At 38.5% G+C, this 2,735-nt stretch carries 3 protein-coding genes and 1 pseudogene; 3 read left to right on the plus strand and 1 reads right to left on the minus strand.

Annotation, left to right across the window (positions count from 1 at the left end):
• Positions 1-309: pseudogene (locus SOS22_RS07150) on the plus strand (PTS sorbitol transporter subunit IIB); the annotation flags it as partial.
• 653 nt (positions 310-962) lie between these two features.
• Here the strand turns inward: SOS22_RS07150 and SOS22_RS07155 are convergent.
• The gene (locus tag SOS22_RS07155) at positions 963-1,133 is read right to left on the minus strand and encodes a hypothetical protein (RefSeq protein ID WP_277633868.1); all 171 of its coding nucleotides are present in this window, start codon (positions 1,131-1,133) and stop codon (positions 963-965) included.
• Between the two features lie 330 nt (positions 1,134-1,463).
• Here SOS22_RS07155 and SOS22_RS07160 point away from each other — a divergent pair, with 330 nt between their 5' ends.
• Positions 1,464-1,982 carry a PTS glucitol/sorbitol transporter subunit IIC gene (locus SOS22_RS07160; RefSeq protein ID WP_277633867.1) on the plus strand — a complete coding sequence of 173 codons (519 nt, stop codon included), beginning with the start codon at positions 1,464-1,466 and terminating at the stop codon, positions 1,980-1,982.
• 12 nt (positions 1,983-1,994) lie between these two features.
• A partial coding sequence (locus SOS22_RS07165) for a PTS sorbitol transporter subunit IIB (RefSeq protein WP_320596778.1) occupies positions 1,995-2,735 on the plus strand: 741 nt, incomplete at its 3' end.

Consider the following 2,735-nt stretch of genomic DNA (forward strand, 5'->3'; position numbering starts at 1 on the left):
GTTTGTGGTGTACCATTCTTATCACCTATCCTAGGACCAGGTGCTGTCATTGCACAGACCGTTGGTGTCTTGTTGGGTGAACAATTTGCACAACGAGCTATTCCTCTGCAATATGCATTGCCAGCTTTATTTGCGATTGATGCACAAGTTGGATGTGACTTCGTTCCGGTTGGATTGTCTTTGGGCGAAGCGGAACCAGAAACCATTGAATATGGTGTGCCAGCTGTGTTGTATTCGCGTTTGATCACAGGTCCTGTTGCTGTCATCATTGCGTTTATCTTCAGTATTGGTATGTATCCAGGTCTATAAGATATGTTTGGAGGTCTTCGACCTCTTTTTTTTATAGAAACAATCAAAAATGTGAAGTATAATCACTTATGTCGCATAAAAGTGAACAAATGTGTAAATGAAAAAGATGATTTTTTTGCTTATACATATGTGCATGAATAGCATTTGACTGCTCGTAATAATCTTGTTTTCAACAGTTAAAAAAAGATGAGCATATAGTCTGTGATGAAGGGCTGAATGCTCATTTTTTGTTGATCCAAATATTGTATGGAATTCATTATCCTTTTCAAAATCGAAGTTCTTGCAATCGAAATAGCGAACGAATGTATCGTGTTTGATGGTGGACTGGAACAGATACTTAAGATAAGGATCATAGGGCTCACCGAGTATATCTAAAGAGAGAAATCAAAGGTCCTGTACAAACCGTAGATATTTCTCAGGATGCGCAGCTTTTCCGGGAGATGGTCAATACCCTATTGATCATGTTTGGATCATAGACAATCTTATGCCCGTTGCAGACTTGATCAAAGAAAGATAGAGATTGAGAGCCAAGTAGATTTTATTGAGACAAAAGTAGCCGACGTTTCGACAAATAGATCTAGGAATTTTGTTTCCATGACTTACGATCTTTTCATCGAAATTGCGGGCGATCGTATATTACGTTTTTTCATGGTTTATTTGACCTTCTGTTTGGCGTAGTCCAGGAAATCATTGGTAATCTTCCATAATTGAGAATGCTTTCCAATACGTGTAACATTCTTGATAGTCACTTTTCTGCCGTTGCGAATATCGACCTGAATAAAATAGGTGGAATCCTTTGATTTGTGATCATTGTTCCATTTCATGATGAGTTCCTCCATAACCGTTATATGAGAAATGTAAAACACCATACAACAAATAAATTGAATAGTTTGACACAAAAGCGCAACTAAGCCTCTTTATTAACTTGTATGAATTATTAAGTATAAAAAATCGCTCAAAATTTACAAAAGTAATTATAAAAGATATTAAAAATATATTAAAGACAATATAAACATGAAATAAATAATTAAATGTAAATATAAAAGTGCTTTTTTATTGACTTTTATAAACATCGCCACATATAATGAAATTGTAAAAAATGTCGGCCAACATTTTACTACTACTCAATTCATAAAAGGAGAAGAGGAAAAAATATGAATGCGATTGCTAGTGTAGCCCAAGGCTTCATTGGGCTGTTTACAGCTGGTGGTCAAACCTTTACAGGTTGGGTCACTGGTATCATTCCACAAGTTGTTTGTTTGCTTACGTTTATGAACTCGATCATCAAATTGGTCGGAGAAGAAAAAGTTGAAAAATTCGCTAGAAAGCTAACAAGTATTGCTATTTTACGTTATACCTTGTTCCCACTGATTGCCGATATGTTCTTAGGAAACCCAATGGCTTATTCGTTTGGACGTTTCTTGGATGAAAAATACAAACCAGCCTTCTATGATTCGGCGGTTTCCTTCTGTCACCCAATCACAGGTTTGTTCCCACATGCCAATGCCGGTGAATTGTTCGTATTCATGGGAATTGCGGAAGGTGTCAAGAAAGTCGCTGGAAGTTATTCCGATTTAGCGGTACGTTATTTCATCGTTGGTCTGATCGTAATCGGTATTCGTGGTATCGTAACGGAAAAGATTTATTTTCGTTTAGCAGGTATCAAGAAATAGGAGGATTGGATCATGGCATATAAAAATATTAAGATCACAAAAGGTAGTGCTGGATTTGGTGGACCATTGATCATCGAACCCAATGAAAAAAAGAATAAAGTATTGTGTGTAACCGGTCAACAAATCAGTCCTGTAGCGAAAAAGATTGCCGAAATGACAGGCTGTGAATTGGTGGATGGCTTTAAGACAACCGTTCCCGATGATGAAGTGGCAGTCGCTGTTGTCAACTGTGGTGGTACGGCACGTTGTGGTGTCTATCCAAAGAAACGCATCATGACCGTCAATGTCGAACCGGTTGGAGCCGTAGGCCCATTAGCTATGTATATCACACCAGATATCTATGTATCGGATGTCAAAGAAAGCAACTTATCGTATACCAATGAAACGAATGCTTCAACAGCGAAGACAGCCGAAGAAGAATTAGCAGCTGCTGATGGTCCAAAGACCAAGGAACAAGCGAAAGCCGAAATTGCTGTTGCACAAGAAGAAAATAAACCAGGTGTCATTACACGAATCGGTATCGGGGTAGGACATGTTGTCAACAAGTTCTTCGCCGCTGGTCGTGATTCGATCGACATGATCATTCGTAATGTATTGCCATTCATGGCCTTTACATCGACTTTGTTGGGTATCATTTCTGCCAGTGGATTGGGAAATATCATTGCGCATACCATCAGTCCAATGTGTTCGACATTGCCAGGATTGTTGGTCATCTCGATTGTTTGTGGTGTACCATTCTTATCACCTATCCTA

It is taken from the genome of Absicoccus sp. (assembly GCF_034090965.1).
Lineage (GTDB): Bacteria > Bacillota_I > Bacilli_A > Erysipelotrichales > Erysipelotrichaceae > Absicoccus > Absicoccus intestinalis.